Source organism: Pantoea dispersa (assembly GCF_019890955.1).
GTDB lineage: Bacteria > Pseudomonadota > Gammaproteobacteria > Enterobacterales > Enterobacteriaceae > Pantoea > Pantoea dispersa.
This window is the reverse complement of sequence record NZ_CP082346.1, coordinates 313282-336148: the sequence shown is the minus strand read 5'-3', so window position 1 is coordinate 336148 and position 22867 is coordinate 313282. Positions and strand designations below refer to the sequence as shown.

General features: G+C 51.6%; 40 protein-coding genes. 2 read left to right on the top strand and 38 right to left on the bottom strand.

Annotated elements, in window-relative coordinates; translation table 11 throughout:
- The first annotated feature begins 30 nt into the window (after positions 1-30).
- Positions 31-1407: a Trk system potassium transporter TrkA gene (gene trkA, locus K7H94_RS01610; protein WP_021508228.1), complete on the top strand. Its 1377-nt coding sequence runs from the start codon at positions 31-33 to the stop codon at positions 1405-1407.
- A gap of 108 nt (positions 1408-1515) precedes the next feature.
- Positions 1516-1926, top strand: a complete 411-nt coding sequence (mscL, locus tag K7H94_RS01605; RefSeq protein ID WP_021508227.1) for a large-conductance mechanosensitive channel protein MscL — start codon at positions 1516-1518, stop codon at positions 1924-1926.
- Between the two features lie 19 nt (positions 1927-1945).
- On the opposite strand, the gene K7H94_RS01600 is transcribed toward mscL, so the two are convergent.
- From K7H94_RS01600 to tusB, 38 genes are all read right to left on the bottom strand, one after another.
- The gene (locus K7H94_RS01600; RefSeq protein ID WP_021508226.1) at positions 1946-2164 is read right to left on the bottom strand and encodes an alternative ribosome-rescue factor A; all 219 of its coding nucleotides are present in this window, start codon (positions 2162-2164) and stop codon (positions 1946-1948) included.
- A 50-nt stretch (positions 2165-2214) separates the two neighbouring features.
- Positions 2215-2652, bottom strand: a complete 438-nt coding sequence (zntR, locus tag K7H94_RS01595) for a Zn(2+)-responsive transcriptional regulator (RefSeq protein ID WP_021508225.1) — start codon at positions 2650-2652, stop codon at positions 2215-2217.
- A 1-nt stretch (position 2653) separates the two neighbouring features.
- Positions 2654-3025, bottom strand: coding sequence for a DnaJ family domain-containing protein (locus K7H94_RS01590; protein WP_058776568.1), 372 nt, complete (start codon positions 3023-3025; stop codon positions 2654-2656).
- Positions 3026-3136: 111 nt separating this feature from the next.
- Entirely contained in the window at positions 3137-3523 is a 387-nt protein-coding gene (gene rplQ, locus K7H94_RS01585; RefSeq protein ID WP_003850180.1) for a 50S ribosomal protein L17, read from the bottom strand.
- 40 nt (positions 3524-3563) lie between these two features.
- The gene (locus K7H94_RS01580; RefSeq protein ID WP_007891688.1) at positions 3564-4553 is read right to left on the bottom strand and encodes a DNA-directed RNA polymerase subunit alpha; all 990 of its coding nucleotides are present in this window, start codon (positions 4551-4553) and stop codon (positions 3564-3566) included.
- Positions 4554-4578: 25 nt separating this feature from the next.
- Entirely contained in the window at positions 4579-5199 is a 621-nt protein-coding gene (rpsD, locus tag K7H94_RS01575; protein ID WP_010618555.1) for a 30S ribosomal protein S4, read from the bottom strand.
- Positions 5200-5232: 33 nt separating this feature from the next.
- Positions 5233-5622 (bottom strand): 30S ribosomal protein S11, encoded by a 390-nt coding sequence (gene rpsK / locus K7H94_RS01570; RefSeq protein WP_004160563.1) that lies wholly within the window; start codon positions 5620-5622, stop codon positions 5233-5235.
- A gap of 16 nt (positions 5623-5638) precedes the next feature.
- Positions 5639-5995 carry a 30S ribosomal protein S13 gene (gene rpsM / locus K7H94_RS01565; RefSeq protein WP_021508223.1) on the bottom strand — a complete coding sequence of 119 codons (357 nt, stop codon included), beginning with the start codon at positions 5993-5995 and terminating at the stop codon, positions 5639-5641.
- Positions 5996-6141: 146 nt separating this feature from the next.
- The gene (gene rpmJ, locus K7H94_RS01560; RefSeq protein ID WP_071813610.1) at positions 6142-6258 is read right to left on the bottom strand and encodes a 50S ribosomal protein L36; all 117 of its coding nucleotides are present in this window, start codon (positions 6256-6258) and stop codon (positions 6142-6144) included.
- A 32-nt stretch (positions 6259-6290) separates the two neighbouring features.
- The gene (secY, locus tag K7H94_RS01555; RefSeq protein WP_021508222.1) at positions 6291-7622 is read right to left on the bottom strand and encodes a preprotein translocase subunit SecY; all 1332 of its coding nucleotides are present in this window, start codon (positions 7620-7622) and stop codon (positions 6291-6293) included.
- Positions 7623-7629: 7 nt separating this feature from the next.
- Positions 7630-8064, bottom strand: a complete 435-nt coding sequence (rplO, locus tag K7H94_RS01550; protein WP_021508221.1) for a 50S ribosomal protein L15 — start codon at positions 8062-8064, stop codon at positions 7630-7632.
- A 3-nt stretch (positions 8065-8067) separates the two neighbouring features.
- Positions 8068-8247 carry a 50S ribosomal protein L30 gene (gene rpmD, locus K7H94_RS01545; protein WP_013510758.1) on the bottom strand — a complete coding sequence of 60 codons (180 nt, stop codon included), beginning with the start codon at positions 8245-8247 and terminating at the stop codon, positions 8068-8070.
- 5 nt (positions 8248-8252) lie between these two features.
- Positions 8253-8753, bottom strand: coding sequence for a 30S ribosomal protein S5 (gene rpsE, locus K7H94_RS01540; protein WP_010618560.1), 501 nt, complete (start codon positions 8751-8753; stop codon positions 8253-8255).
- Positions 8754-8767: 14 nt separating this feature from the next.
- On the bottom strand, positions 8768-9121 hold the full coding sequence (gene rplR / locus K7H94_RS01535; protein WP_013510760.1) for a 50S ribosomal protein L18: 354 nt from the start codon (positions 9119-9121) through the stop codon (positions 8768-8770).
- Between the two features lie 9 nt (positions 9122-9130).
- Positions 9131-9664 carry a 50S ribosomal protein L6 gene (gene rplF, locus K7H94_RS01530; RefSeq protein ID WP_007891676.1) on the bottom strand — a complete coding sequence of 178 codons (534 nt, stop codon included), beginning with the start codon at positions 9662-9664 and terminating at the stop codon, positions 9131-9133.
- A 12-nt stretch (positions 9665-9676) separates the two neighbouring features.
- Positions 9677-10069, bottom strand: coding sequence for a 30S ribosomal protein S8 (rpsH, locus tag K7H94_RS01525; protein ID WP_021508220.1), 393 nt, complete (start codon positions 10067-10069; stop codon positions 9677-9679).
- A gap of 32 nt (positions 10070-10101) precedes the next feature.
- A complete protein-coding gene (rpsN, locus tag K7H94_RS01520; RefSeq protein WP_010618564.1) occupies positions 10102-10407 on the bottom strand; it encodes a 30S ribosomal protein S14 in 306 nt (101 codons plus the stop codon).
- Between the two features lie 14 nt (positions 10408-10421).
- Positions 10422-10961 (bottom strand): 50S ribosomal protein L5, encoded by a 540-nt coding sequence (rplE, locus tag K7H94_RS01515; protein ID WP_013510763.1) that lies wholly within the window; start codon positions 10959-10961, stop codon positions 10422-10424.
- Positions 10962-10975: 14 nt separating this feature from the next.
- Positions 10976-11290 carry a 50S ribosomal protein L24 gene (rplX, locus tag K7H94_RS01510; RefSeq protein ID WP_021508218.1) on the bottom strand — a complete coding sequence of 105 codons (315 nt, stop codon included), beginning with the start codon at positions 11288-11290 and terminating at the stop codon, positions 10976-10978.
- Positions 11291-11300: 10 nt separating this feature from the next.
- Positions 11301-11672, bottom strand: coding sequence for a 50S ribosomal protein L14 (gene rplN / locus K7H94_RS01505; RefSeq protein WP_006120590.1), 372 nt, complete (start codon positions 11670-11672; stop codon positions 11301-11303).
- A gap of 168 nt (positions 11673-11840) precedes the next feature.
- Positions 11841-12095 carry a 30S ribosomal protein S17 gene (gene rpsQ, locus K7H94_RS01500; RefSeq protein ID WP_010618568.1) on the bottom strand — a complete coding sequence of 85 codons (255 nt, stop codon included), beginning with the start codon at positions 12093-12095 and terminating at the stop codon, positions 11841-11843.
- Entirely contained in the window at positions 12095-12283 is a 189-nt protein-coding gene (gene rpmC, locus K7H94_RS01495; protein ID WP_021508217.1) for a 50S ribosomal protein L29, read from the bottom strand. Before rpmC ends, rpsQ begins: the two co-directional genes overlap by 1 nt.
- Entirely contained in the window at positions 12283-12693 is a 411-nt protein-coding gene (gene rplP / locus K7H94_RS01490; protein WP_002438716.1) for a 50S ribosomal protein L16, read from the bottom strand. The genes rpmC and rplP overlap by 1 nt, the downstream gene beginning before the upstream one ends.
- Positions 12694-12705: 12 nt before the next feature.
- The gene (gene rpsC / locus K7H94_RS01485; RefSeq protein ID WP_021508216.1) at positions 12706-13404 is read right to left on the bottom strand and encodes a 30S ribosomal protein S3; all 699 of its coding nucleotides are present in this window, start codon (positions 13402-13404) and stop codon (positions 12706-12708) included.
- A 17-nt stretch (positions 13405-13421) separates the two neighbouring features.
- On the bottom strand, positions 13422-13754 hold the full coding sequence (rplV, locus tag K7H94_RS01480) for a 50S ribosomal protein L22 (protein WP_007891659.1): 333 nt from the start codon (positions 13752-13754) through the stop codon (positions 13422-13424).
- A 13-nt stretch (positions 13755-13767) separates the two neighbouring features.
- Entirely contained in the window at positions 13768-14046 is a 279-nt protein-coding gene (gene rpsS / locus K7H94_RS01475) for a 30S ribosomal protein S19 (protein WP_001138115.1), read from the bottom strand.
- Positions 14047-14062: 16 nt separating this feature from the next.
- Positions 14063-14884 (bottom strand): 50S ribosomal protein L2, encoded by an 822-nt coding sequence (gene rplB, locus K7H94_RS01470; protein WP_010618573.1) that lies wholly within the window; start codon positions 14882-14884, stop codon positions 14063-14065.
- 17 nt (positions 14885-14901) lie between these two features.
- Complete coding sequence (rplW, locus tag K7H94_RS01465) at positions 14902-15204, bottom strand: 50S ribosomal protein L23 (protein ID WP_010618574.1); 303 nt, start codon at positions 15202-15204, stop codon at positions 14902-14904.
- Positions 15201-15806 carry a 50S ribosomal protein L4 gene (gene rplD / locus K7H94_RS01460; RefSeq protein WP_021508215.1) on the bottom strand — a complete coding sequence of 202 codons (606 nt, stop codon included), beginning with the start codon at positions 15804-15806 and terminating at the stop codon, positions 15201-15203. The genes rplW and rplD overlap by 4 nt, the downstream gene beginning before the upstream one ends.
- Before the next feature lie 10 nt (positions 15807-15816).
- Complete coding sequence (gene rplC / locus K7H94_RS01455) at positions 15817-16443, bottom strand: 50S ribosomal protein L3 (protein WP_021508214.1); 627 nt, start codon at positions 16441-16443, stop codon at positions 15817-15819.
- Between the two features lie 32 nt (positions 16444-16475).
- The gene (gene rpsJ, locus K7H94_RS01450) at positions 16476-16787 is read right to left on the bottom strand and encodes a 30S ribosomal protein S10 (protein ID WP_006120582.1); all 312 of its coding nucleotides are present in this window, start codon (positions 16785-16787) and stop codon (positions 16476-16478) included.
- A gap of 305 nt (positions 16788-17092) precedes the next feature.
- A complete protein-coding gene (bfr, locus tag K7H94_RS01445; RefSeq protein ID WP_021508213.1) occupies positions 17093-17575 on the bottom strand; it encodes a bacterioferritin in 483 nt (160 codons plus the stop codon).
- A 103-nt stretch (positions 17576-17678) separates the two neighbouring features.
- Positions 17679-17873 (bottom strand): bacterioferritin-associated ferredoxin, encoded by a 195-nt coding sequence (gene bfd, locus K7H94_RS01440; protein ID WP_021508212.1) that lies wholly within the window; start codon positions 17871-17873, stop codon positions 17679-17681.
- A gap of 176 nt (positions 17874-18049) precedes the next feature.
- Positions 18050-19234, bottom strand: coding sequence for an elongation factor Tu (tuf, locus tag K7H94_RS01435; RefSeq protein ID WP_222951547.1), 1185 nt, complete (start codon positions 19232-19234; stop codon positions 18050-18052).
- A 69-nt stretch (positions 19235-19303) separates the two neighbouring features.
- Positions 19304-21418, bottom strand: coding sequence for an elongation factor G (gene fusA / locus K7H94_RS01430; RefSeq protein WP_021507461.1), 2115 nt, complete (start codon positions 21416-21418; stop codon positions 19304-19306).
- A 93-nt stretch (positions 21419-21511) separates the two neighbouring features.
- Entirely contained in the window at positions 21512-21982 is a 471-nt protein-coding gene (gene rpsG, locus K7H94_RS01425) for a 30S ribosomal protein S7 (RefSeq protein ID WP_007886246.1), read from the bottom strand.
- A gap of 96 nt (positions 21983-22078) precedes the next feature.
- Positions 22079-22453: a 30S ribosomal protein S12 gene (gene rpsL / locus K7H94_RS01420; RefSeq protein ID WP_010616440.1), complete on the bottom strand. Its 375-nt coding sequence runs from the start codon at positions 22451-22453 to the stop codon at positions 22079-22081.
- A 124-nt stretch (positions 22454-22577) separates the two neighbouring features.
- The gene (tusB, locus tag K7H94_RS01415; protein WP_021507460.1) at positions 22578-22865 is read right to left on the bottom strand and encodes a sulfurtransferase complex subunit TusB; all 288 of its coding nucleotides are present in this window, start codon (positions 22863-22865) and stop codon (positions 22578-22580) included.
- Positions 22866-22867 lie beyond the last annotated feature (2 nt).

Below are 22867 nucleotides of genomic sequence, written 5' to 3'. Positions count from 1 at the left end.
GCAGCGCACAGTGACAAGAGCAACGTATCCATGAAAATTATTATCCTCGGCGCCGGCCAGGTGGGCGGCACGCTTGCTGAAAACCTGGTGGGCGAAAACAATGACATCACCGTGGTTGATAGCGATCCCTCACGCTTACGCGTGCTGCAGGATAAGTTTGACCTGCGCGTGGTGCAGGGCCATGGTTCGCACCCGCGCGTGTTGCGTGAAGCCGGCGCCGAAGATGCGGATATGCTGGTGGCGGTCACCAGTTCTGACGAAACCAACATGATTGCCTGTCAGATTGCTTACTCGCTGTTTAACACGCCAAACCGCATTGCCCGTATCCGCGCCGCCGATTATCTGCGCGATGCGGAAAAGCTGTTCGTGCCGGAAGCGGTACCCATCGACCATTTGATCTCGCCTGAACAGCTGGTAATCGACAACATCTATCGGCTCATTCAGTACCCTGGCGCGTTACAGGTGGTGAATTTTGCCGAGGGCAAAGTCAGCCTGGCGGTGGTCAAAGCCTATTACGGCGGACCACTGGTGGGCAATCCGCTGTCGATCCTGCGTGAGCACATGCCGCATATCGATACCCGCGTAGCCGCGATTTTCCGTCAGGATCGCCCGATCCGCCCGCAGGGATCGACGATCGTCGAAGCTGGCGATGAAGTGTTTTTTATTGCCGCCAGCCAGCATATTCGTGCGGTGATGAGCGAGATGCAGCGGCTCGAAAAGCCCTATAAACGCATTATGCTGGTCGGCGGCGGTAATATCGGCTTTGGCCTGGCGCAGCGGCTGGAAAAGCAGTACAGCGTTAAGCTGATTGAACGTAATCAGCAGCGCGCAGCTGAACTGGCTGAACATCTGCAGGATACCATCGTGTTCTATGGCGATGCCTCGGATCAGGAACTGCTGGCAGAAGAGCATGTCGATCAGGTCGATCTGTTTATCGCCGTCACCAACGACGATGAAGCCAATATCATGTCAGCGATGCTGGCCAAAAAGATGGGCGCGAAAAAGGTAATGGTGCTGATCCAGCGTCGCGCCTATGTCGATCTGGTGCAGGGCAGCGTGATCGATATTGCGATCTCACCGCAGCAGGCCACGATTTCTGCGCTGCTTGGCCACGTGCGCAAAGCCGATATTGTCGGCGTCTCTTCACTGCGCCGCGGTATTGCAGAAGCCATCGAGGCCATTGCCCACGGTGATGAAACCACTTCGCGCGTGGTCGGCCGCCTGATTGAAGATATTAAACTGCCGCCGGGCACCATTATCGGCGCGGTGGTGCGTGGTGATGACGTGATCATCGCCAATGATAATGTGCGTATTGAGCAAGGCGACCACGTGATCATGTTCCTCACCGACAAAAAGTTTGTGCCGGACGTTGAGCGTCTGTTCCAGCCGAGCCCGTTCTTCCTGTAACGCGTTGTGATTGGGCTGCAGTGAGAGTGGTGTTTAATCCATTGTTATAATGGCAATTACACGAAGGTTTGTTAGACTTTAGCCATTGTCCAAGGCAAGGAGATAACAATGAGTTTATTCAAAGAGTTTCGTGATTTTGCGATGCGTGGCAACGTGGTGGACCTGGCGGTCGGTGTGATCATCGGTGCTGCGTTCGGTAAGATCGTATCGTCACTGGTTGCGAACATCATTATGCCACCGCTCGGTTTACTGATTGGCGGCGTCGACTTTAAGCAGTTTAAATGGGTACTCAAGCCAGCAGAAGGCGATATCCCCGCGGTGGTGATGGAGTACGGTAACTTTATTCAGACGGTATTTGATTTCATCATCGTGGCGTTTGCTATCTTCATTGCCATCAAAGTGATGAATAAACTGTATAAAAAGAAAGAAGTGGAAAAACCAGCGCCTAAACCGACCAATGAAGAAGTGCTGCTGACCGAGATTCGCGACCTGCTTAAGCAACAAAATAATAAAGTGTAATAAATAAAAGCCGCCAGTTTCAGGCGGCTTTTTTATCACTAAAGCAGAAGGCCAGAGGTAAACATTGTTGCTTACCGCTGGCCTCCTGATTCGCTCCCTTCGCGTGTTTATCTTTACGCCGGTAGCTGCCTTTCCCCTTCTGATTGCGCTCAACTCGCTGGCGATACAGCGGATCGTGTAACAGGGCTTCCAGGGCGTTATCGTTAATTTTGCCTTTTCGATGCTGATAGTGACTCATATCGTCCTCCGGTTAGTGATGGCGCAACTATAGTCCCTGCGCGCCAGAATTCAATCCTTGCTACAACAAATTTCAGGATGCGGATCTTCACCGGTTTCCAGTGCCTCGAGGATTGAACAACAGGCGCTACTATGGCGGTCGCCACAACAGGTTTCCGCCAGCCGTTGCAGTGATCGCTGAATGGTTTGCAGCTCGCCAATCATACTGTTCACCTCATCCAGCCGTTTCGCCACGATCGCTTTTGACTCTTCACAGGTGTGATGCTCTGGATCGATGCGGATCGACAGCAGGTCGCGGATCGATTCCAGGCTGAAACCAAGCTGCCGGCCGTAACGGATAAAACGCAGGCGCTGCAGATCGTTATCGCTGTACAGGCGGAAGCCACCCTCGGTGCGTACCTCATGATCCATCATCTGCTGCTTTTCATAAAAGCGAATGGTGTCCGGCGTCACGTCCGCCAGTTTTGCCAGCTGGCCAATGCGATACATACTATTTCTCCTGCTGTAGCCGCTGACCGATCGCCGGGCGGTATTCACCGCGCAGAAAATCGGTGCTCATGCCTGCCTGCTGCAGTTTCATCTCCAGCAATGTCAGCCGTTTGGCCAGTTCGCGCGCCTCGCTGTCATCAGGATCGAGTTCGCGAAGCAGATCGCTCAGTGCCAGTGCGTCGCGGCGCATCTCCAGTTCCGGTGGGAGATAACCGGCGTTTTTCAGCAGTCGCCAGGCACTGCGCAATTCCGCCGGCACACCACTGTCATCGTCCAGCGTGAGCGGCGCACCTTCACCAGGCAGATTGCTCAGCTCGCCCTTTTCCTGAGCGGCGCGGATGTGTTGCTCAGCCAGCTGATCGATAAGCCACATAGAAACCTCCTGCAGGCATGTCTGCCAACAGCATAGCGAATGGAGGGGAAATGGGAAGAAATGACAGGCAATAAAAAACCCGCCGAAGCGGGTTTTTTACGTTACTGCAAATTACTCTGCAGCAGCTTCTGCTTGAGCTTCTGGACGATCAACCAGCTCGATGTATGCCATCGGAGCGTTGTCACCAGCACGGAAGCCACACTTCAGAATGCGAGTGTAACCACCGGCACGGCTCGCGAAACGCGGGCCCAGCTCGTTAAACAGTTTTGCCACGATCTCGTTATCACGAGTACGGGCGAATGCCAGACGACGATTAGCTACGCTGTCGGTCTTGGCAAGAGTAATCAGCGGCTCAACTACGCGACGCAGCTCTTTGGCTTTCGGCAGAGTCGTCTTAATGATCTCATGACGAACCAGAGAACCAGCCATGTTGCGGAACATAGCCTGACGATGGCTGCTGTTGCGGTTCAGTTGACGACCACTCTTACGATGGCGCATGACCTTATCCTTCTCAGTGAAACCTTAACCTGCGATCCGGTTATTCATCAGCAATGCTTGCCGGTGGCCAGTTTTCCAGGCGCATGCCCAGAGACAGACCACGTGATGCGAGCACGTCTTTAATCTCGGTAAGAGATTTTTTACCCAGGTTAGGCGTTTTAAGCAGCTCAACCTCGGTACGCTGTACCAGATCACCGATGTAGTGGATAGCTTCTGCCTTGAGGCAGTTAGCAGAGCGGACAGTCAATTCCAGATCGTCAACAGGGCGCAGCAGGATCGGATCGAATTCTGGTTTCTCTTCTTTGACTTCCGGCTGACGTACATCACGTAAGTCAACGAAAGCTTCCAGTTGTTCTGCCAGGATGGTAGCCGCACGACGAATCGCCTCTTCAGGATCGATTGTGCCGTTGGTTTCCATTTCGATGACCAGCTTGTCCAGGTCGGTGCGCTGTTCTACACGCGCTGCTTCAACATTGTAGGCGATACGGTCTACAGGGCTGTAGCAAGCGTCAACCAACAGACGGCCGATTGGGCGCTCATCTTCTTCCGAATGAATTCGGGCAGAAGCCGGCACATAACCACGACCACGCTGAACTTTGATACGCATGCTAATAGACGCGTTCTCATCGGTCAGATGGCAGATCACATGCTGCGGCTTGACGATTTCGACATCACCGTCGTGGGTAATGTCGGCTGCAGTCACAGGGCCAATGCCAGATTTATTCAGAGTGAGGATGACTTCATCTTTACCCTGAACTCTTACCGCCAGCCCTTTCAGATTGAGCAGGATTTCCAGGATATCTTCCTGTACGCCCTCTTTGGTGGAGTACTCGTGCAGCACGCCATCAATCTCAACCTCGGTCACCGCGCAACCCGGCATGGAAGAAAGCAGAATACGGCGCAGTGCGTTACCAAGAGTATGGCCGAAGCCACGCTCTAACGGCTCAAGGGTCACCTTGGCGTGCGTCGAACTCACTTGCTCGATATCTACCAGGCGCGGTTTTAGAAACTCTGTCACAGAACCCTGCATTGTGTCCTCTCTTTGGTACTAAGCTTTACTTAGAGTAAAGCTCGACGATCAGGTGTTCGTTAATGTCCGCAGACAGATCGGTACGCTCAGGAATACGCTTGAACACACCTTCCATCTTAGTCGCATCAACTTCCAGCCAGGTTGGCTTTTCACGCTGCTCAGCCAGCTCCAGAGCGGCCTTCACGCGAGATTGCTTTTTGGCTTTCTCACGGATGCTTACGACATCATTCGGAGATACCTGATAAGAAGCGATGTTAACAACGCGACCGTTTACCATTACAGATTTGTGGCTAACCAGCTGACGTGCTTCTGCACGAGTGGCACCAAAGCCCATACGGTAAACTACGTTATCCAGACGACCTTCCAGCAGAGCTAACAGGTTTTCACCGGTGTTGCCTTTCAGACGCGCTGCTTCTTTATAGTAGTTACGGAACTGACGCTCCAGCACGCCGTAGATACGACGAACTTTTTGCTTTTCACGTAACTGGCCGCCGTAATCAGACAGACGCGGTTTACGCGCACCATGCTGACCAGGGGCTTGTTCAATTTTGCACTTGGAATCAATCGCGCGAACGCCAGACTTAAGGAATAAGTCGGTGCCCTCACGACGGCTCAGCTTGAGCTTAGGACCCAAATATCTTGCCATTTTCTTTCTCCAACTAACCTAAAAAACGGAACGTTAAACGCGACGTTTTTTCGGCGGACGACAACCGTTGTGAGGGATCGGAGTCACATCAGTAATATTAGTGATGCGGAAACCAGCGGCGTTCAGAGCACGAATAGTAGATTCGCGGCCTGGACCCGGACCCTTAACCATAACTTCCAGGTTCTTAATACCGTAATCTTTCACGGCTTCTGCACAGCGCTCTGCAGCGACCTGAGCAGCAAACGGAGTAGATTTACGTGAACCGCGGAAACCGGAACCACCGGCGGTTGCCCAACCCAGTGCGTTACCCTGACGATCAGTAATAGTAACGATGGTGTTGTTAAAAGACGCATGGACATGAGCCACGCCATCTGAGACTTGTTTTCTTACACGCTTACGTGCACGAACTGGTGCCTTTGCCATTATTTACTCACCCCGATTATTTCTTGATCGGTTTACGCGGACCCTTACGGGTACGTGCGTTGGTCTTAGTACGCTGACCGCGCACCGGCAGACCACGACGATGGCGTAAACCACGGTAGCAACCAAGGTCCATCAGACGCTTGATGCTCAGGGTGATTTCACGGCGCAGATCACCTTCAACAACGAATTTACCAACTGCTTCACGCAGTTGATCAATTTGTTCTTCAGACAGCTCACTGATCTTAACATTTTCAGCGATGCCCGTTTCAGCACAGATGGCTTTAGAACGGGTTTTGCCGATACCGAAGATCGAAGTTAATGCGATAACGGTATGTTTTTGATCAGGAATGTTAATGCCTGCTATACGGGCCACTATGCACTCCTATAATTAAATAAATGCGTACCATGCTGAAAAGCCCGTTTTCAGGATACTCAAATGGAAACGCATCGACATACAAAAGATTGGCTGGCTAATCTAGCCAGCTCAACCCGACTTTGCAAGAAAAATATGTGACTTAATCAGCCCTGGCGCTGTTTATGCTTAGGCTCGGAGCTGCAGATCACACGTACGACACCGTCGCGACGAATGATTTTGCAGTTACGACATAATTTCTTGACGGAAGCACGAACTTTCATTTTTACTCTCCGTAACTTCTCAAGCTACTGAATTAACGGCCATAGCCTTTCAGGTTAGCTTTCTTCAATGCAGACTCGTACTGACTGGACATCATCAGAGTTTGCACTTGAGCCATAAAGTCCATGATGACAACCACTACAATCAGCAGCGAGGTGCCGCCAAAGTAGAAGGGAACCTTCATGGCATCACGCATGAACTCCGGGATCAGGCAGATAAAAGTAATATACAGTGCGCCGATTAAGGTCAGACGTGTCATTACTTTATCGATGTACTTCGCCGTTTGCTCTCCCGGACGAATTCCCGGTACGAATGCACCAGACTTCTTCAGGTTATCTGCTGTTTCACGCGGGTTGAAAACCAACGCCGTGTAGAAGAAACAGAAGAAGATGATTGCAGTCGCATAGAGTAGCACATAAAGCGGCTGTCCTGGCTGCAAATACAGCGAAATTGTTGTCAGCCAGTTCCAACCGGTACCGCCCCCGAACCAGGATGCTATCGTCGCCGGGAACAGGATAATGCTGGAAGCAAAGATGGCTGGGATTACGCCCGCCATATTCACTTTCAACGGTAAATGTGTGCTCTGTGCAGCATATACACGACGACCTTGCTGACGTTTAGCGTAGTTGACCACAATGCGGCGCTGGCCACGCTCAACGAAAATAACAAAGAACGTCACTGCAAATACAAGAACTGCAACCAACAGCAATAGAAGGAAGTGCAGGTCGCCTTGCCGCGCTTGCTCGATGGTATGGCCAATGGCCGGCGGTAAACCCGCAACAATACCCGCGAAGATAATGATTGAAATACCGTTACCGATACCTCGTTCAGTAATCTGTTCGCCCAGCCACATCAGGAACATGGTTCCGGTGACCAGACTTACAACAGCGGTAAAGTAGAAAGCAAAGCCTGGATTTAATACCAGGCCCTGCATTCCAGGCATATTCGGCAGACCGGTAGCAATACCGATCGACTGGAATATAGCCAGAACCAGTGTGCCGTAGCGAGTGTACTGGCTGATCTTACGACGACCAGCTTCACCCTCTTTCTTAATCTCGGCCAACGCGGGATGAACCACCGTCAGCAGCTGGATAATAATAGAGGCCGAAATATACGGCATAATACCCAGCGCGAAGATTGAGGCACGACTGAGAGCACCACCAGAGAACATGTTAAACATTTCAATGATGGTGCCACGCTGTTGCTCAAGCAGTTTGGCAAGTACAGTGGCATCGATACCGGGGATTGGAATAAAAGAGCCAATACGGAAGACAATCAGTGCACCGATTACAAACAACAGTCTGCGCTTCAGTTCACCAAAGCCACCTTTGGCACTTTGAAAATCTAATCCCGGTTGCTTTGCCATCTGCTACTTATTCCTCGATTTTACCGCCAGCAGCTTCGATTGCAGCACGAGCACCTTTGGTGACACGCAGACCACGAATCGTAACAGGTGCAGATACTTCACCAGACAGGATCACTTTCGCGAACTCAATCTGTACACCGATGATGTTAGCTGCTTTCAGCGTGTTCAGGTCGACGATACCGCCTTCCACTTTCGCCAGATCAGACAGACGCACTTCTGCAGTCACGAATGATTTGCGCGAGGTGAAGCCGAACTTCGGCAGACGACGGTACAGAGGCATCTGACCACCCTCGAAACCACGACGTACGCCACCGCCAGAACGAGACTTCTGACCTTTGTGACCACGACCGCCGGTTTTACCGAGGCCAGAACCGATACCACGGCCCAGACGCTTGGAAGCGTGTTTAGACCCTTCGGCCGGAGACAGAGTGTTTAAACGCATCTCTTACTCCTCCACTTTCAGCATGTAAGAAATCGCGTTGATCATACCGCGTACAGCTGGCGTGTCTTCACGCTCAACGGTGTGACCAATACGACGCAGACCCAGACCAACCAGAGTGGCTTTGTGCTTAGGCAGGCGGCCGATTGAGCTACGGGTTTGTGTAATTTTGATTGTCTTAGCCATCGTGATTACCCCAGAATTTCTTCAACGGATTTACCACGCTTGGCAGCAACCATATCCGGAGACTTCATATTGCCCAGGCCGTCGATAGTTGCACGAACCACGTTGATCGGGTTGGTGGAACCATAGGCTTTAGCCAGAACGTTATGAACTCCAGCGACTTCCAGAACGGCGCGCATTGCACCGCCGGCGATGATACCGGTACCTTCAGAAGCCGGCTGCATGAACACACGAGAACCCGTGTGCGCACCTTTAACCGGGTGCTGCAGGGTGCCGTGAGTCAGCGCGACATTAACCATATTGCGACGAGCTTTTTCCATCGCTTTCTGGATCGCTGCTGGAACTTCACGCGCTTTACCGTAACCAAAACCAACGCGGCCGTTACCATCACCCACTACAGTCAGAGCGGTGAAGGAGAAAATACGACCACCTTTCACAGTTTTAGAGACACGGTTTACCGCGATCAGTTTTTCCTGCAGGTCGCCAGCTTGTTTCTCGATGTGTGCCATCTTAGACCTCTACCTTAGAACTGAAGGCCAGCTTCACGAGCAGCATCTGCAAGTGCCTGGACGCGACCATGATATTGGAAACCGGAACGGTCGAAAGAAACATCTTTGATGCCTTTTTCGATAGCGCGCTCAGCCAGAGCTTTACCTACAGCTGCAGCGGCGTCTTTGTTACCGGTATACTTCAGTTGTTCAGCGATAGCTTTTTCTACAGTAGAAGCAGCAACCAGAACTTCGGAACCGTTCGGGGCGATTACCTGTGCGTAAATGTGACGCGGGGTACGATGTACCACCAGGCGAGTAGCACCCAGCTCTTTGAGCTTGCGACGTGCACGGGTCGCACGACGGATACGAGCAGATTTCTTATCCATAGTGTTACCTTACTTCTTCTTAGCCTCTTTGGTACGCACGACTTCGTCGGCGTAACGAACACCCTTGCCTTTGTAAGGCTCAGGACGACGGTAGGCGCGCAGATCAGCTGCAACCTGACCAATCAGCTGTTTATCAGCGCCTTTCAGCACGATCTCAGTCTGAGTTGGACATTCAGCAGTGATGCCGGCCGGCAGTGCATGGTCAACCGGGTGAGAGAAGCCCAGGGCCAGACTCACAGAGTTGCCTTTAACAGCTGCACGATAACCAACACCAACCAGTTGCAGCTTCTTGGTGAAGCCTTCGGTAACACCGATAACCATGCCGTTCAGCAGCGCACGGGCAGTACCTGCCTGTGCCCAACCATCCGCATAACCTTCGCGTGGAGCGAAAGTCAGGGCGTTGTCTGCATGCTTAACTTCTACAGCACTGTTGATAGTACGAGTCAGCTCGCCGTTTTTGCCTTTGATCGAAACTTCCTGACCGTTGAGTTTTACCTCTACGCCGGCAGGAACAACGACAGGTGCTTTTGCAACACGAGACATTTTATCCTCCGATTACGCTACGTAGCAGATAATTTCGCCACCAAGACCAGCCTGGCGCGCTGCACGATCAGTCATGACACCTTTAGAGGTAGAAATTACAGCAATGCCCAGACCGGCCATAACTTTTGGCAGCTCATCTTTTTTCTTATAGATGCGCAGACCTGGACGGCTAACACGCTGAATGCTTTCTACAACAGCTTTACCCTGGAAGTACTTAAGAGTCAGTTCCAGTTCCGGCTTGATGTCGCCTTCGATTTTAAAATCTTGAATATAGCCTTCTTCCTTCAGCACGTTGGCAATTGCCACTTTCAGCTTGGAGGAAGGCATAGAGACCGCAACTTTGTTCGCGGCCTGACCGTTACGGATACGGGTCAGCATATCCGCGATCGGATCTTGCATGCTCATCTGTGTTACTCCCGTGATTCAAATGGTGACAATTACCAGCTAGCCTTTTTCAGACCCGGGATTTCACCGCGCATTGCGGCTTCACGGACCTTGATACGGCTCAACCCAAACTTCCGCAGGAAACCGTGCGGACGACCTGTCTGACGGCAGCGGTTACGCTGACGTGAAGGGCTGGAATCACGCGGCAGACTCTGCAGCTTGAGAACGGCGTTCCAACGGTCTTCGTCGGATGCGTTCACATCAGAAATGATCGCTTTCAGTTCAGCGCGTTTTGCGAAGAACTTGTCTGCTAATTTCACACGCTTAACTTCGCGTGCTTTCATAGATTGCTTAGCCATTAAGTAACCCTACCTTACTTGCGGAACGGGAAGTCAAAGGCAGCCAGCAGAGCACGGCCTTCATCATCAGATTTCGCAGTAGTGGTAATGGTGATATCCAAACCACGAACGCGATCGACTTTGTCGTAGTCGATTTCTGGGAAGATGATCTGCTCACGAACGCCCATGCTGTAGTTACCACGACCGTCGAAAGACTTCGCGGACAGACCACGGAAGTCACGGATACGCGGTACAGCAATAGTGATCAGACGCTCAAAGAACTCCCACATGCGCTCGCCACGCAGAGTTACTTTACAGCCGATCGGATAGCCCTGACGGATTTTGAAGCCTGCAACTGATTTGCGTGCTTTGGTGATCAGCGGTTTTTGACCGGAGATTGCTGCCAGGTCAGCTGCTGCGTTATCCAGCAGTTTCTTGTCAGCGATCGCTTCACCAACACCCATGTTCAGGGTGATCTTCTCGACCCGAGGGACTTGCATGACAGAATTGTAGCCAAACTCTGTCATGAGTTTCTGGACTACTTCGTCTTTGTAGTAATCATGCAGTTTCGCCATCGTACTACTCCAAATTACTTGATAGTTTCGCTGTTAGACTTGAAGAAACGGACTTTTTTACCGTCTTCGAATCTAAAGCCTACACGGTCAGCCTTGCCGGTTGCCGCATTGAAGATTGCAACGTTAGAAACCTGAATAGCAGCTTCTTTTTCAACGATGCCGCCTGGTTGGTTCAGAGCCGGAACCGGCTTCTGGTGTTTCTTAACCAGGTTGATACCTTCAACGATGACCTTACCAGAAGTCAGGACATTCTTTACTTTACCGCGTTTACCTTTGTCTTTACCGGTAAGCACGATAACTTCGTCGTTACGACGGATTTTCGCTGCCATTGTTCGCTCCTTAGAGTACTTCTGGTGCCAGAGAGATAATTTTCATGAACTTTTCAGTACGAAGTTCACGAGTTACCGGCCCAAAAATACGCGTTCCGATAGGCTGCTCGCTGTTATTGTTCAGAATAACGCATGCATTACCATCGAAGCGAATGACAGAACCGTCCGGGCGACGAACACCCTTCCTGGTGCGCACCACTACCGCTTTCAGGACATCACCTTTTTTCACCTTGCCACGCGGAATTGCTTCCTTGATGGTCACTTTGATGATATCGCCGACGCCTGCGTAGCGACGGTGCGAGCCACCCAGAACCTTGATACACATTACGCGACGTGCACCGGAGTTGTCGGCGACGTTCAGCATAGTCTGTTCTTGGATCATTTTAGTGCTCCGCTAATGTCAACTACTACTTCGGGACCCAAACCTCAGGTCGTTAAAAAGCCCCATAATTGAGGGCGCGGCATTATAACACCGGTTCTCGCAGATGGGTAGAAAAAATGAACGGCTCCATAGAGCCGTTCATTTTGTTTTTAGAGGAAGCGGATTCTATTACAGAATCGCTTTCTCTACAACGCGAACCAGAGTCCAAGACTTAGTCTTGGACAGTGGACGGGTTTCGCGGATTTCAACCACGTCACCAATTCCACACTCGTTGTTCTCGTCATGGATGTGCAGCTTAGTCGTACGCTTAATGAATTTACCGTAGATCGGGTGCTTCACGAAACGCTCGATAGCAACAACAGCAGATTTCTGCATTTTGTCACTAACAACACGACCCTGCAGAGTACGGATTTTATCGGTCATTACGCCGCCTTCTCAGTCAGTAAAGTCTTAACGCGTGCAACATCACGGCGAACTTGCTTCAGCAGATGGGTCTGCTGCAGCTGGCCAGATGCTGCCTGCATGCGCAGGTTAAACTGCTCGCGCAGGAGGTTAAGCAGCTCAGTGTTCAGCTCTTCAACGCTTTTTTCACGCAGCTCAGTTGCTTTCATTACATCACCGTCTTAGTTACAAAGGTGGTTTTGATAGGCAGTTTTGCTGCTGCCAGCTTGAATGCTTCACGGGCCAGCTCTTCCGGTACACCGTCCATTTCATACAGGACTTTACCAGGCTGGATCAGGGCAACCCAATACTCCACGTTACCCTTACCTTTACCCATACGCACTTCCAGCGGCTTCTCGGTGATTGGTTTGTCCGGGAATACACGGATCCAAATCTTACCTTGACGCTTAACTGCACGGGTCATAGCACGACGTGCTGCTTCGATCTGACGAGCAGTCAGACGACCACGGCCAACAGCTTTCAGACCGAAAGTACCGAAGCTAACATCCGTACCCTGCGCCAGACCGCGGTTACGGCCTTTGTGCACTTTACGGAATTTCGTACGCTTTGGTTGTAACATCAGCGACTCTCCTTACTTACGGCCTTTACGCTGCTGCTTTTTAGGTTGAGCAGCCGGTTCCGGTTGTTCAACAGCAGCCATACCACCCAGGATCTCACCTTTGAAGATCCATACCTTAACGCCGATTACACCATAAGTGGTGTGCGCTTCAGAGGTGTTGTAGTCAATGTCAGCACGCAGAGTGTGCAGCGGTACACGACCTTCACGGTACCATTCGGTACGTGCGATCTCAGCACCGCCCAGACGGCCGCTAACTTCAACTTTGATACCTTTAGCGCCCAGACGCATTGCGTTCTGTACAGCACGCTTCATCGCACGACGGAACATCACACGACGCTCCAGCTGTGAAGTGATGCTGTCAGCAACCAGTTTTGCGTCCAGTTCCGGTTTACGGACTTCGGCGATATTGATCTGTGCAGGAACGCCAGCGATGTTCGCTACGACCGTGCGCAGTTTTTCAACGTCTTCACCTTTTTTACCGATAACGATACCCGGGCGAGCGGTGTGAATGGTCACACGGATGCTCTTAGCCGGACGCTCGATAACGATGCGAGATACAGACGCTTTTGCCAGTTCTTTGTTCAGGAACTGACGTACTTTAAAGTCGCTGTCCAGGTTGTCAGCGAATTCTTTGGTGTTCGCAAACCAGGTAGAGTTCCATGGTTTTACAATACCCAGGCGAATACCATTAGGATGTACTTTCTGACCCATTGCTAGTCTCCAGAGTCTCAGCGATCGGACACAACCACAGTAATGTGGCTGGTGCGCTTCAGGATGCGATCTGCACGACCTTTAGCACGCGGCATAATGCGCTTCATGCTAGGGCCTTCATCTACGAAAATTTTCGCAACTTTCAGATCGTCGATATCAGCGCCATCGTTGTGTTCGGCGTTAGCAATGGCAGATTCCAGGACTTTCTTAACCAGTACAGCCGCTTTCTTGTTGGTGTAAGTCAGAATATCCAGAGCCTGCGACACTTTCTTACCGCGAATCAGGTCAGCAACAAGGCGAACCTTCTGAGCAGAAGAACGAGCATGGCGATGTTGAGCAATAGTTTCCATCTCTTCCTCCTACTTATTTCTTCTTGGCTTTCTTATCAGCAGCGTGGCCGCGATAAGTACGTGTCGGTGCAAATTCACCCAGCTTGTGGCCGACCATTTCGTCGGAAACAAAGACAGGAACGTGCTGACGACCATTATGGACAGCGATGGTCAAACCGATCATGTTAGGGAAGATCGTTGAACGACGGGACCAAGTGCGCAGGGGCTTCTTGTCACCGCTTTCCACCGCTTTCTCTACCTTCTTCAGCAAGTGCAGGTCAATAAAAGGACCTTTCTTGAGAGAACGTGGCATGGCTTATCCTCTAAAATTATTTGCTACGGCGACGTACGATAAATTTATCAGTACGCTTGTTGCTACGGGTCTTCTTACCTTTGGTCTGAACGCCCCACGGAGTTACCGGGTGCTTACCAAAGTTACGACCTTCACCACCACCGTGCGGGTGATCGACTGGGTTCATCGCAGTACCGCGAACGGTAGGACGAACACCACGCCAACGGGTTGCACCGGCTTTACCCAGAACGCGCAGCATGTGCTCAGCGTTACCGACTTCGCCCAGGGTTGCGCGGCAGTCAGCTTCGACTTTACGCATTTCGCCTGAACGCAGACGCAGGGTAACGTAGGAACCTTCACGCGCAACGATCTGCACGTAAGCACCAGCAGAACGGGCAATCTGACCGCCTTTACCTGGTTTCATTTCTACGTTATGCACGGTTGAACCAACCGGGATGTTACGCATCGGCAGGGTGTTACCTGCTTTGATCGCAGCATCAACGCCAGACTGAATCTGGTCGCCAGCTTTCAGGCCTTTAGGGGCCAGGATGTAACGGCGCTCGCCATCTTTGTACAGAACCAGTGCGATGTTCGCAGAACGGTTCGGATCGTACTCAAGACGCTCAACAACTGCCGGGATACCATCTTTGTTGCGTTTGAAGTCAACAATACGGTAAGCCTGCTTGTGACCACCACCGATATGACGGGTAGTGATACGACCATTGTTGTTACGACCACCGGATTTGCTGTTTTTTTCAACCAGCGCGGCAAAAGGCTTGCCTTTGTGCAGCTCAGGGTTCACCACTTTAACAACGTGACGACGACCCGGAGATGTCGGTTTACATTTAACAACTGCCATTGTCTTTCTCCTCCGACTTACTCAGCGCCGCCGACGAAGTCCAGGTTCTGGCCTTCTTTCAGGGTGACGTAAGCTTTTTTCCAGTCGCTACGACGACCGATACGCTGTCCGTGACGCTTAACTTTACCCTTAACAACCAGGGTGTTTACGTCTTTCACTTCTACTTCGAACAGTTTCTCAACAGCAGCAACGATCTCTGCTTTGGTCGCGTCTTTGGCAACTTTGAGAACGATGGTATTGGTTTTTTCCATCGCGGTTGATGCTTTTTCAGATACGTGCGGCGCGCGCAGTACTTTCAGCAGACGTTCTTCACGGATCATGCCAGCATCTCCTCAACTTGCTTAACTGCTTCTGCAGTCATAACGACTTTGTCGAAGGCGATCAGGCTAACTGGGTCGATACCCGCTGCATCACGCACGTCAACCTTGTACAGGTTACGCGCAGCCAGGAACAGATTCTCATCCAGTTCACCGGTGATGATCAGCACGTCTTCCAGCGCCATGTCTTTCAGTTTCTGTACCAGCAGCTTAGTTTTAGGCGCTTCAACAGAGAACGACTCGACAACGATCAGACGGTCCTGACGTACCAGCTCGGACAGGATGCTTTTCAGCGCGCCGCGGTACATCTTTTTGTTAACTTTTTGACTGTGGTCCTGTGGACGCGCAGCGAAGGTCACGCCACCTGAACGCCAGATCGGGCTCTTGATAGAACCTGAACGCGCACGGCCGGTGCCTTTCTGACGCCATGGCTTTTTGCCTGAACCAGTTACTTCAGCACGAGTTTTCTGCGCGCGAGTACCCTGACGAGCACCTGCAGCGTAAGCAACAACAACCTGGTGAACCAGCGCTTCGTTGAAATCACGACCGAAGGTAGTTTCGGAAACAGTCAGCGCGCTCTGCGCGTCTTTCAGTACTAATTCCATTGCTATCCCCTTACGCCTTCACAGCTGGTTTAACAATCAGGTCGCTGCCGGTTGCACCCGGGACAGCACCTTTGACCAGCAGCAGGTTGCGCTCAGCGTCAACACGTACTACTTCCAGGCTCTGAACGGTTACGCGCTCATTACCCAGCTGACCAGCCATTTTCTTGCCTTTGAACACTTTGCCCGGAGTCTGGTTCTGACCGATAGAACCCGGAACGCGGTGAGACAAGGAGTTACCGTGTGTAGCGTCCTGGGTACGGAAGTTCCAGCGCTTAACGGTACCTGCGAAACCTTTACCTTTAGAGGTACCGGTAACGTCTACTTTTTTAACGTCAGCGAAAATTTCAACACTGATGCTCTGGCCAACAGAGTATTCTTCACCTTCGGTGCGGAATTCCCACAGACCACGGCCAGCTTCAACGCCAGCTTTAGCAAAATGACCTGCTTCCGGCTTACCAACACGGTTTGCTTTTTTCGCACCGGTGGTAACCTGGATCGCCTGGTAACCATCGTTTTCCAGACCTTTGACCTGGGTAACGCGGTTTGCTTCAACTTCGATTACGGTTACTGGGATTGAAACGCCTTCTTCAGTGAAGATGCGCGTCATGCCCACTTTTTTACCGACTAAACCAATCATTGTATCAACCTCTCAATCGCTCGATGACCTGATTAACCCAGGCTGATCTGCACGTCAACACCGGCAGCCAGATCCAGACGCATCAGAGCATCAACGGTTTTTTCAGTTGGCTCAACGATGTCTACCAGACGCTTGTGAGTGCGGATTTCGTACTGATCACGCGCATCTTTGTTAACGTGCGGAGAGATCAGAACGGTGAAGCGCTCTTTGCGAGTCGGCAGCGGGATCGGACCACGTACCTGCGCACCAGTGCGCTTGGCAGTCTCGACGATTTCCGCGGTTGATTGATCGATCAGGCGATGATCAAACGCTTTAAGACGGATACGGATTCTTTGGTTCGACATGAGACCAAGGCTCCAAACATTTTATAAACGAAAAAAATTACTACCCGCACCCATTACGATTGATGGGGGAGTGTAATCGTTCAGCATATAACTCCCCAATCGGGAGTATTGTCAGGCGATACACTAATCGCTATCGCCTGCGATTCTGCTCGAATCGCGCCACACCAATATCGGCAGGCCCGCGCATTATACGCAAATCTGTTCAGGAAGCAACCCATGCTGCGTTTTAACCGCAAATGCGCGCGCCGGTAAAAAAGCCCGCACGGGGCGGGCTGCAATCAACAGGTGGGACGGCATAGCAAACGCTACTTATCGCCCTCTTCTTTCAGCTGGGCCTGCAGATAGTTTTGCAGACCCAATTTCTGAATCAGGTCGAGCTCAGTTTCCAGCCAGTCGATATGGTGCTCTTCATCCGCCAGAATCTCGATCATCATGTCGCGGCTGACGTAATCATGAACTTTATCGGCGTACGCAATCGCCTCGCGTAAGTCTTTCGCCCCTTCCAGTTCGAGCGTCAGGTCCGATTGCAGCATTTCCGGTACGTCTTCACCAATGCGCAGCCGGCCGAGATCCTGCAGATTAGGAATGCCTTCGAGAAACAAAATGCGTTCGATGTACTTATCCGCATGTTTCATTTCATCAATGGATTCATGGTATTCGACATCGTTGAGGCGTATCAGGCCCCAGTTTTTGAACATGCGCGCATGTAGAAAGTACTGGTTGATTGCAACCAGTTCATTTCCCAGCAATTTATTGAGGTGAGTAATGATTTTGCCGTCGCCCTTCATTTTGCTTCCTCCGCTTGCAGATAAATAGAGCGTAGATGCGGATAAAAAGAAGTCAAAAAAACGCGACAGTTTTTGGGGTTATTCAGGCGAAGCGGATGCGCAGTTACGCTATCTCTTTGTAAAGCGGCACGTTTTGCATTTCATCATCCATAATCTCGCGCGCCACGCGAATACACTTGCCGCACTGCTTGCCGATAGGCACCAGCTGGCGCAGTTGCTGAATCGATTTGGGTTGATAACGGCGGACAACCTCACGCAGGGTTCGGTCGCTTACGGCATTACACAGACAGACGTACATTTACAGCCCACTCCAGTACAATTTCTGATCAAAGTGTAAATGAGAATGGTTTTTATTTCAACGTAGCTTTTGTGTGGGATTAGGCGTGCCGGTCAATGCAAAGCAAAAAAAAGAGCACCGAAGTGCTCTTTTTCATGCTGCGGTGGCAACCGGAGTTACCACCGTTATTAACGCAATTAAGCGAGAACTTCAGCAACAACGCCCGCGCCAACGGTACGGCCGCCTTCGCGGATTGCGAAACGCAGACCCTGGTCCATCGCGATTGGGTGGATCAGCTCAACGGTCATTTTGATGTTGTCGCCTGGCATTACCATCTCAACGCCTTCTGGCAGTTCGATGTTGCCGGTCACATCAGTAGTACGGAAGTAGAACTGTGGACGGTAGCCTTTGAAGAACGGAGTATGACGGCCGCCTTCGTCTTTAGACAGTACGTACACTTCTGATACGAACTTGGTGTGTGGCTTGATGGTGCCTGGCTTAGCCAGAACCTGACCACGCTGGATCTCTTCACGCTTGATACCGCGCAGCAGAACACCACAGTTCTCGCCTGCCTGACCCTGGTCCAGCAGTTTGCGGAACATTTCAACACCGGTACAGGTAGACTTGGCAGTCGCTTTGATACCAACGATTTCTACTTCGTCGCCCACTTTCACGATGCCGCGCTCAACACGACCGGTAACAACGGTACCACGGCCAGAGATTGAGAATACGTCTTCGATTGGCAGCAGGAACGGCAGGTCGATAGCACGGACTGGATCGGGGATGTAGCTATCCAGGTGCTCAGCCAGCTCAACGATTTTCGCTTCCCACTCAGCTTCGCCTTCCAGCGCTTTCAGCGCAGAACCGCGTACGATTGGGGTATCGTCGCCAGGGAAGTCGTAAGCAGACAGCAGGTCACGCACTTCCATCTCAACCAGTTCCAGCAGCTCTTCGTCATCAACCATGTCGCACTTGTTCAGGAACACGATGATGTAAGGAACGCCAACCTGACGACCCAGCAGGATGTGCTCACGGGTCTGTGGCATTGGGCCATCAGTCGCAGCAACAACCAGGATCGCGCCGTCCATCTGCGCAGCACCGGTGATCATGTTTTTCACATAGTCGGCGTGGCCTGGGCAGTCAACGTGTGCGTAGTGACGGGTCGGGGTTTCATATTCAACGTGAGAGGTGTTGATGGTGATACCACGAGCCTTCTCTTCTGGCGCGTTATCGATCTGATCGAATGCACGCGCCTGGCCGCCGTAGGTTTTAGCCAGAACGGTGGTGATGGCTGCAGTCAGAGTGGTTTTACCGTGGTCAACGTGACCGATGGTGCCCACGTTTACGTGCAGTTTGTTACGTTGAAATTGCTCTTTCGCCATGGCGATAATCCTTACGTTATGCCTTCATCAGTGATGAAGGCATCAGTTCACAATTTTTAAACCGTAGCCTTATTTGCTACGAGCTTCAATAACGGCCTGAGCGACGTTGTTCGGCGCATCATCGTACTTCAGGAACTCCATGGAGTAAGAAGCACGGCCTTTGGTCAGAGAACGCAACTGAGTCGCGTATCCGAACATTTCAGACAGCGGAACTTCAGCGTGAATCTGAACGCCAGTCGCGTTAGATTCCTGACCTTTCAGCATACCACGACGGCGGCTCAGGTCACCGATAACGTCACCGGTGTTCTCTTCTGGGGTTTCTACTTCAACCTTCATGATTGGCTCAAGCAGAACCGGCTGTGCTTTCTTAAAGCCATCTTTGAAGGCGATAGAAGCGGCCAGTTTAAACGCCAGCTCAGAGGAGTCAACGTCATGGTAAGAACCGAAGTGCAGGCGCACGCCCAGATCAACTACCGGGTAACCGGCCAGTGGACCAGACTTCAGCTGCTCCTGGATACCTTTATCAACCGCAGGGATGTATTCACCAGGAATCACACCACCTTTGATATCGTTGACAAATTCGTAGCCTTTCGGATTCGAACCCGGCTCCAGTGGGTACATGTCGATAACAACATGACCGTACTGACCACGACCACCAGACTGCTTGGCGTGTTTACCTTCGATATCGGTAACTTTAGAGCGAATCGCTTCGCGGTAAGCAACCTGAGGTTTACCAACGTTCGCTTCAACGTTGAATTCACGCTTCATGCGGTCAACGATGATGTCGAGGTGCAGCTCACCCATACCAGCGATGATGGTCTGGTTAGACTCTTCGTCAGTCCATACGCGGAATGACGGGTCTTCTTTCGCCAGACGACCCAGAGCAAGACCCATTTTTTCCTGGTCAGCTTTGGTTTTCGGCTCAACGGCGATAGAAATTACCGGCTCAGGGAATTCCATACGCTCCAGAATGATCGGGTTAGATGGATCACACAGGGTATCACCGGTGATCACGTCTTTCAGACCGATTGCTGCAGCGATGTCGCCTGCGCGAACTTCGCTGATCTCTTCACGTTTGTTGGCGTGCATCTGAACGATACGACCGAAACGCTCACGTGCAGATTTCACGGAGTTCAGTACGGTATCGCCCGAGTTAACCACACCCGAGTAAACGCGGAAGAAGGTCAGGTTACCTACGAACGGGTCGTTGGCAATTTTGAACGCCAGCGCAGAGAACGGCTCGTCGTCAGTTGCATGACGCTCAGCCGGGGTATCTTTACCGTCGTCCAGGATACCGTTGATCGCCGGAACGTCAGTTGGTGCTGGCAGATATTCAACGACTGCATCCAGCATCGCCTGAACACCTTTGTTCTTAAATGCAGAACCACAGGTCACGAGGATGATCTCGTTGTTCAGTACGCGCTTACGCAGAGCAGATTTGATCTCTTCTTCAGACAGTTCTTCACCGCTAAAGAATTTCTCCATCAGCTCTTCAGAAGCTTCAGCAGCTGCTTCAATCAGCTTGCCACGCCACTCTTCAGCCAGTTCCTGCAACTCAGCACGGATATCTTCGTAAACGAAGGTAGTACCCTGATCGGCGTCGTTCCAGTTGATCTCTTTCATCTTGATCAGGTCAACAACACCGGTGAAGTTCTCTTCTGCGCCGATAGCCAGCTGCAGTGGAACCGGAGTTGCGCCCAGACGTGATTCGATCTGACCAACAACTTTCAGGAAGTTCGCACCCATACGGTCCATTTTGTTAACGAACGCGATACGTGGAACTTTATATTTGTTTGCCTGACGCCATACGGTTTCAGACTGCGGCTGCACGCCACCTACTGCACAGTAAACCATTACTGCGCCGTCGAGCACACGCATAGAACGTTCTACTTCGATGGTGAAGTCAACGTGTCCCGGGGTGTCGATGATGTTGATGCGGTGCGGCTCAAACTGCTTCGCCATACCTGACCAGAACGCAGTGGTCGCTGCAGAGGTGATGGTAATACCACGCTCCTGCTCCTGCGCCATCCAGTCCATGGTTGCAGCGCCATCGTGCACTTCACCGATTTTGTGGTTAACACCGGTGTAGAACAGGATACGCTCGGTGGTAGTGGTTTTACCGGCGTCAATGTGTGCGCTGATACCGATGTTACGGTAGCGCGCAATGGGTGTTGTACGAGCCATTTGATTCCTCTGATTCTCGGACGTTCAATGTAAGTCGACCCCAGCGGGTTGGCTGAATGAGCGCCCGCTGGTTTAACAACAACTACGTGGCGATTACCAGCGGTAGTGTGCGAACGCCTTGTTGGCTTCAGCCATACGGTGAACGTCTTCACGTTTCTTCACTGCAGTACCTTTGTTTTCTGCAGCGTCAGAAAGTTCGTTCGCCAGGCGGAGAGCCATCGATTTATCACCGCGTTTACGAGCAGCTTCTACGATCCAACGCATTGCCAGGGCATTACGACGAACCGGACGGACTTCAACTGGAACCTGGTAGGTTGAACCACCAACGCGACGTGACTTAACTTCGACAGTCGGACGTACGTTTTCGAGTGCAACTTCGAAAGCTTCCAGACCATCTTTACCAGCACGTTGAGCCAGGGTATCAAGTGCGGTATAGACGATTGATTCAGCAGTAGATTTTTTACCATCTACCATCAGGATATTTACAAATTTAGCCAGCAGCTCTGATCCGAACTTAGGATCCGGCAGAATTTTACGCTGACCAATGACGCGACGACGTGGCATGGAAATACTCCGTTGTTAATTCAGGATTGTCCAAAACTCTACGAGTTTATTTTGACATTAAAGTTAAAACGTTTGGCCTTACTTAACGGAGAACCATTAAGCCTTTGGCTTCTTCACGCCGTACTTGGAGCGAGCCTGCTTACGGTCTTTAACACCTGAGCAGTCCAGCGCGCCACGAACGGTGTGGTAACGCACACCTGGCAGGTCTTTTACACGACCGCCACGGATCAGGATCACGGAGTGCTCCTGCAGGTTATGACCTTCACCGCCGATGTAGGAGGTGACTTCAAAACCGTTAGTCAAACGCACACGGCAGACTTTACGCAGTGCGGAGTTTGGTTTTTTCGGGGTAGTGGTGTAAACACGAGTACAAACACCACGTTTTTGCGGGCAAGCTTCCAGCGCCGGCACGTTGCTTTTAGCAACCTGACGAACGCGTGGTTTGCGAACCAGCTGGTTAACTGTTGCCATTAAATAGCTCCTGGATTTAGCTTTTGCTTCGTAAACACGTAATAAATCGCCTCGTATTACTACGAGGAGGCAGAATTTTAGGGCTGTGCCCATAGGGTGTCAAGAAATAACCAGGTTTTACCCTTCACCAGGCCACTTGTTGTGGGTGCTTCGTCGTCAGCGTAACGAAACCAGTATAGTTCAGACGCGACACATTGGTCGAAATTTGCGCAGTCAGCCCGCGCGCCATCACGTCTTCTTCTAATACCCACAGCGTGGCGGGCGACGCCAGCAGCTGCTGCAGCTTCTGACTGCCTGCCAGCGCGGCCGTCACACCATCCTGTAACAGCAGCACGTCATCGCCCTCCTGCAACAGCAGCAGCAGGCTATCGAAATCGCATTGCCAGGGAGAGTGCAGCAGGGTGTAGAGCATGG

Excerpts from the sequence above, each read along its gene's own strand:
- rplC (WP_021508214.1), bottom strand. The coding sequence starts at position 16,443 with ATGATTGGTTTAGTCGGTAAAAAAGTGGGCATGACGCGCATCTTCACT.
- rplB (WP_010618573.1), bottom strand. The coding sequence starts at position 14,884 with ATGGCAGTTGTTAAATGTAAACCGACATCTCCGGGTCGTCGTCACGTT.
- rpsD (WP_010618555.1), bottom strand. The coding sequence starts at position 5,199 with ATGGCAAGATATTTGGGTCCTAAGCTCAAGCTGAGCCGTCGTGAGGGC.
- rpsC (WP_021508216.1), bottom strand. The coding sequence starts at position 13,404 with ATGGGTCAGAAAGTACATCCTAATGGTATTCGCCTGGGTATTGTAAAA.
- K7H94_RS01600 (WP_021508226.1), bottom strand. The coding sequence starts at position 2,164 with ATGAGTCACTATCAGCATCGAAAAGGCAAAATTAACGATAACGCCCTG.
- rpsE (WP_010618560.1), bottom strand. The coding sequence starts at position 8,753 with ATGGCACACATCGAGAAACAAGCTGGCGACCTGCAGGAAAAACTGATC.
- rpsK (WP_004160563.1), bottom strand. The coding sequence starts at position 5,622 with ATGGCAAAGGCACCAGTTCGTGCACGTAAGCGTGTAAGAAAACAAGTC.
- zntR (WP_021508225.1), bottom strand. The coding sequence starts at position 2,652 with ATGTATCGCATTGGCCAGCTGGCAAAACTGGCGGACGTGACGCCGGAC.
- rpsN (WP_010618564.1), bottom strand. The coding sequence starts at position 10,407 with ATGGCTAAGCAATCTATGAAAGCACGCGAAGTTAAGCGTGTGAAATTA.
- mscL (WP_021508227.1), top strand. The coding sequence starts at position 1,516 with ATGAGTTTATTCAAAGAGTTTCGTGATTTTGCGATGCGTGGCAACGTG.
- rplF (WP_007891676.1), bottom strand. The coding sequence starts at position 9,664 with ATGTCTCGTGTTGCAAAAGCACCTGTCGTTGTTCCTGCCGGCGTAGAG.
- trkA (WP_021508228.1), top strand. The coding sequence starts at position 31 with ATGAAAATTATTATCCTCGGCGCCGGCCAGGTGGGCGGCACGCTTGCT.
- bfd (WP_021508212.1), bottom strand. The coding sequence starts at position 17,873 with ATGTACGTCTGTCTGTGTAATGCCGTAAGCGACCGAACCCTGCGTGAG.
- rpsG (WP_007886246.1), bottom strand. The coding sequence starts at position 21,982 with ATGCCACGTCGTCGCGTCATTGGTCAGCGTAAAATTCTGCCGGATCCT.
- K7H94_RS01590 (WP_058776568.1), bottom strand. The coding sequence starts at position 3,025 with ATGTGGCTTATCGATCAGCTGGCTGAGCAACACATCCGCGCCGCTCAG.
- fusA (WP_021507461.1), bottom strand. The coding sequence starts at position 21,418 with ATGGCTCGTACAACACCCATTGCGCGCTACCGTAACATCGGTATCAGC.
- rpmC (WP_021508217.1), bottom strand. The coding sequence starts at position 12,283 with ATGAAAGCAACTGAGCTGCGTGAAAAAAGCGTTGAAGAGCTGAACACT.
- rplE (WP_013510763.1), bottom strand. The coding sequence starts at position 10,961 with ATGGCGAAACTGCATGATTACTACAAAGACGAAGTAGTCCAGAAACTC.
- rpsJ (WP_006120582.1), bottom strand. The coding sequence starts at position 16,787 with ATGTCGAACCAAAGAATCCGTATCCGTCTTAAAGCGTTTGATCATCGC.
- rpmD (WP_013510758.1), bottom strand. The coding sequence starts at position 8,247 with ATGGCTAAGACAATCAAAATTACACAAACCCGTAGCTCAATCGGCCGC.
- rpsS (WP_001138115.1), bottom strand. The coding sequence starts at position 14,046 with ATGCCACGTTCTCTCAAGAAAGGTCCTTTTATTGACCTGCACTTGCTG.
- rplR (WP_013510760.1), bottom strand. The coding sequence starts at position 9,121 with ATGGATAAGAAATCTGCTCGTATCCGTCGTGCGACCCGTGCACGTCGC.
- rpsL (WP_010616440.1), bottom strand. The coding sequence starts at position 22,453 with ATGGCAACAGTTAACCAGCTGGTTCGCAAACCACGCGTTCGTCAGGTT.
- tuf (WP_222951547.1), bottom strand. The coding sequence starts at position 19,234 with ATGGCGAAAGAGCAATTTCAACGTAACAAACTGCACGTAAACGTGGGC.
- rplX (WP_021508218.1), bottom strand. The coding sequence starts at position 11,290 with ATGGCAGCGAAAATCCGTCGTAACGACGAAGTTATCGTGCTTACCGGT.
- rpsH (WP_021508220.1), bottom strand. The coding sequence starts at position 10,069 with ATGAGCATGCAAGATCCGATCGCGGATATGCTGACCCGTATCCGTAAC.
- bfr (WP_021508213.1), bottom strand. The coding sequence starts at position 17,575 with ATGAAGGGCGACGGCAAAATCATTACTCACCTCAATAAATTGCTGGGA.
- rpsQ (WP_010618568.1), bottom strand. The coding sequence starts at position 12,095 with ATGACCGATAAAATCCGTACTCTGCAGGGTCGTGTTGTTAGTGACAAA.
- secY (WP_021508222.1), bottom strand. The coding sequence starts at position 7,622 with ATGGCAAAGCAACCGGGATTAGATTTTCAAAGTGCCAAAGGTGGCTTT.
- rpmJ (WP_071813610.1), bottom strand. The coding sequence starts at position 6,258 with ATGAAAGTTCGTGCTTCCGTCAAGAAATTATGTCGTAACTGCAAAATC.
- rplQ (WP_003850180.1), bottom strand. The coding sequence starts at position 3,523 with ATGCGCCATCGTAAGAGTGGTCGTCAACTGAACCGCAACAGCAGCCAT.
- rplD (WP_021508215.1), bottom strand. The coding sequence starts at position 15,806 with ATGGAATTAGTACTGAAAGACGCGCAGAGCGCGCTGACTGTTTCCGAA.
- rplV (WP_007891659.1), bottom strand. The coding sequence starts at position 13,754 with ATGGAAACTATTGCTCAACATCGCCATGCTCGTTCTTCTGCTCAGAAG.
- K7H94_RS01580 (WP_007891688.1), bottom strand. The coding sequence starts at position 4,553 with ATGCAGGGTTCTGTGACAGAGTTTCTAAAACCGCGCCTGGTAGATATC.
- tusB (WP_021507460.1), bottom strand. The coding sequence starts at position 22,865 with ATGCTCTACACCCTGCTGCACTCTCCCTGGCAATGCGATTTCGATAGC.
- rplW (WP_010618574.1), bottom strand. The coding sequence starts at position 15,204 with ATGATCCGTGAAGAACGTCTGCTGAAAGTACTGCGCGCGCCGCACGTA.
- rplP (WP_002438716.1), bottom strand. The coding sequence starts at position 12,693 with ATGTTACAACCAAAGCGTACGAAATTCCGTAAAGTGCACAAAGGCCGT.
- rplN (WP_006120590.1), bottom strand. The coding sequence starts at position 11,672 with ATGATCCAAGAACAGACTATGCTGAACGTCGCCGACAACTCCGGTGCA.
- rplO (WP_021508221.1), bottom strand. The coding sequence starts at position 8,064 with ATGCGTTTAAACACTCTGTCTCCGGCCGAAGGGTCTAAACACGCTTCC.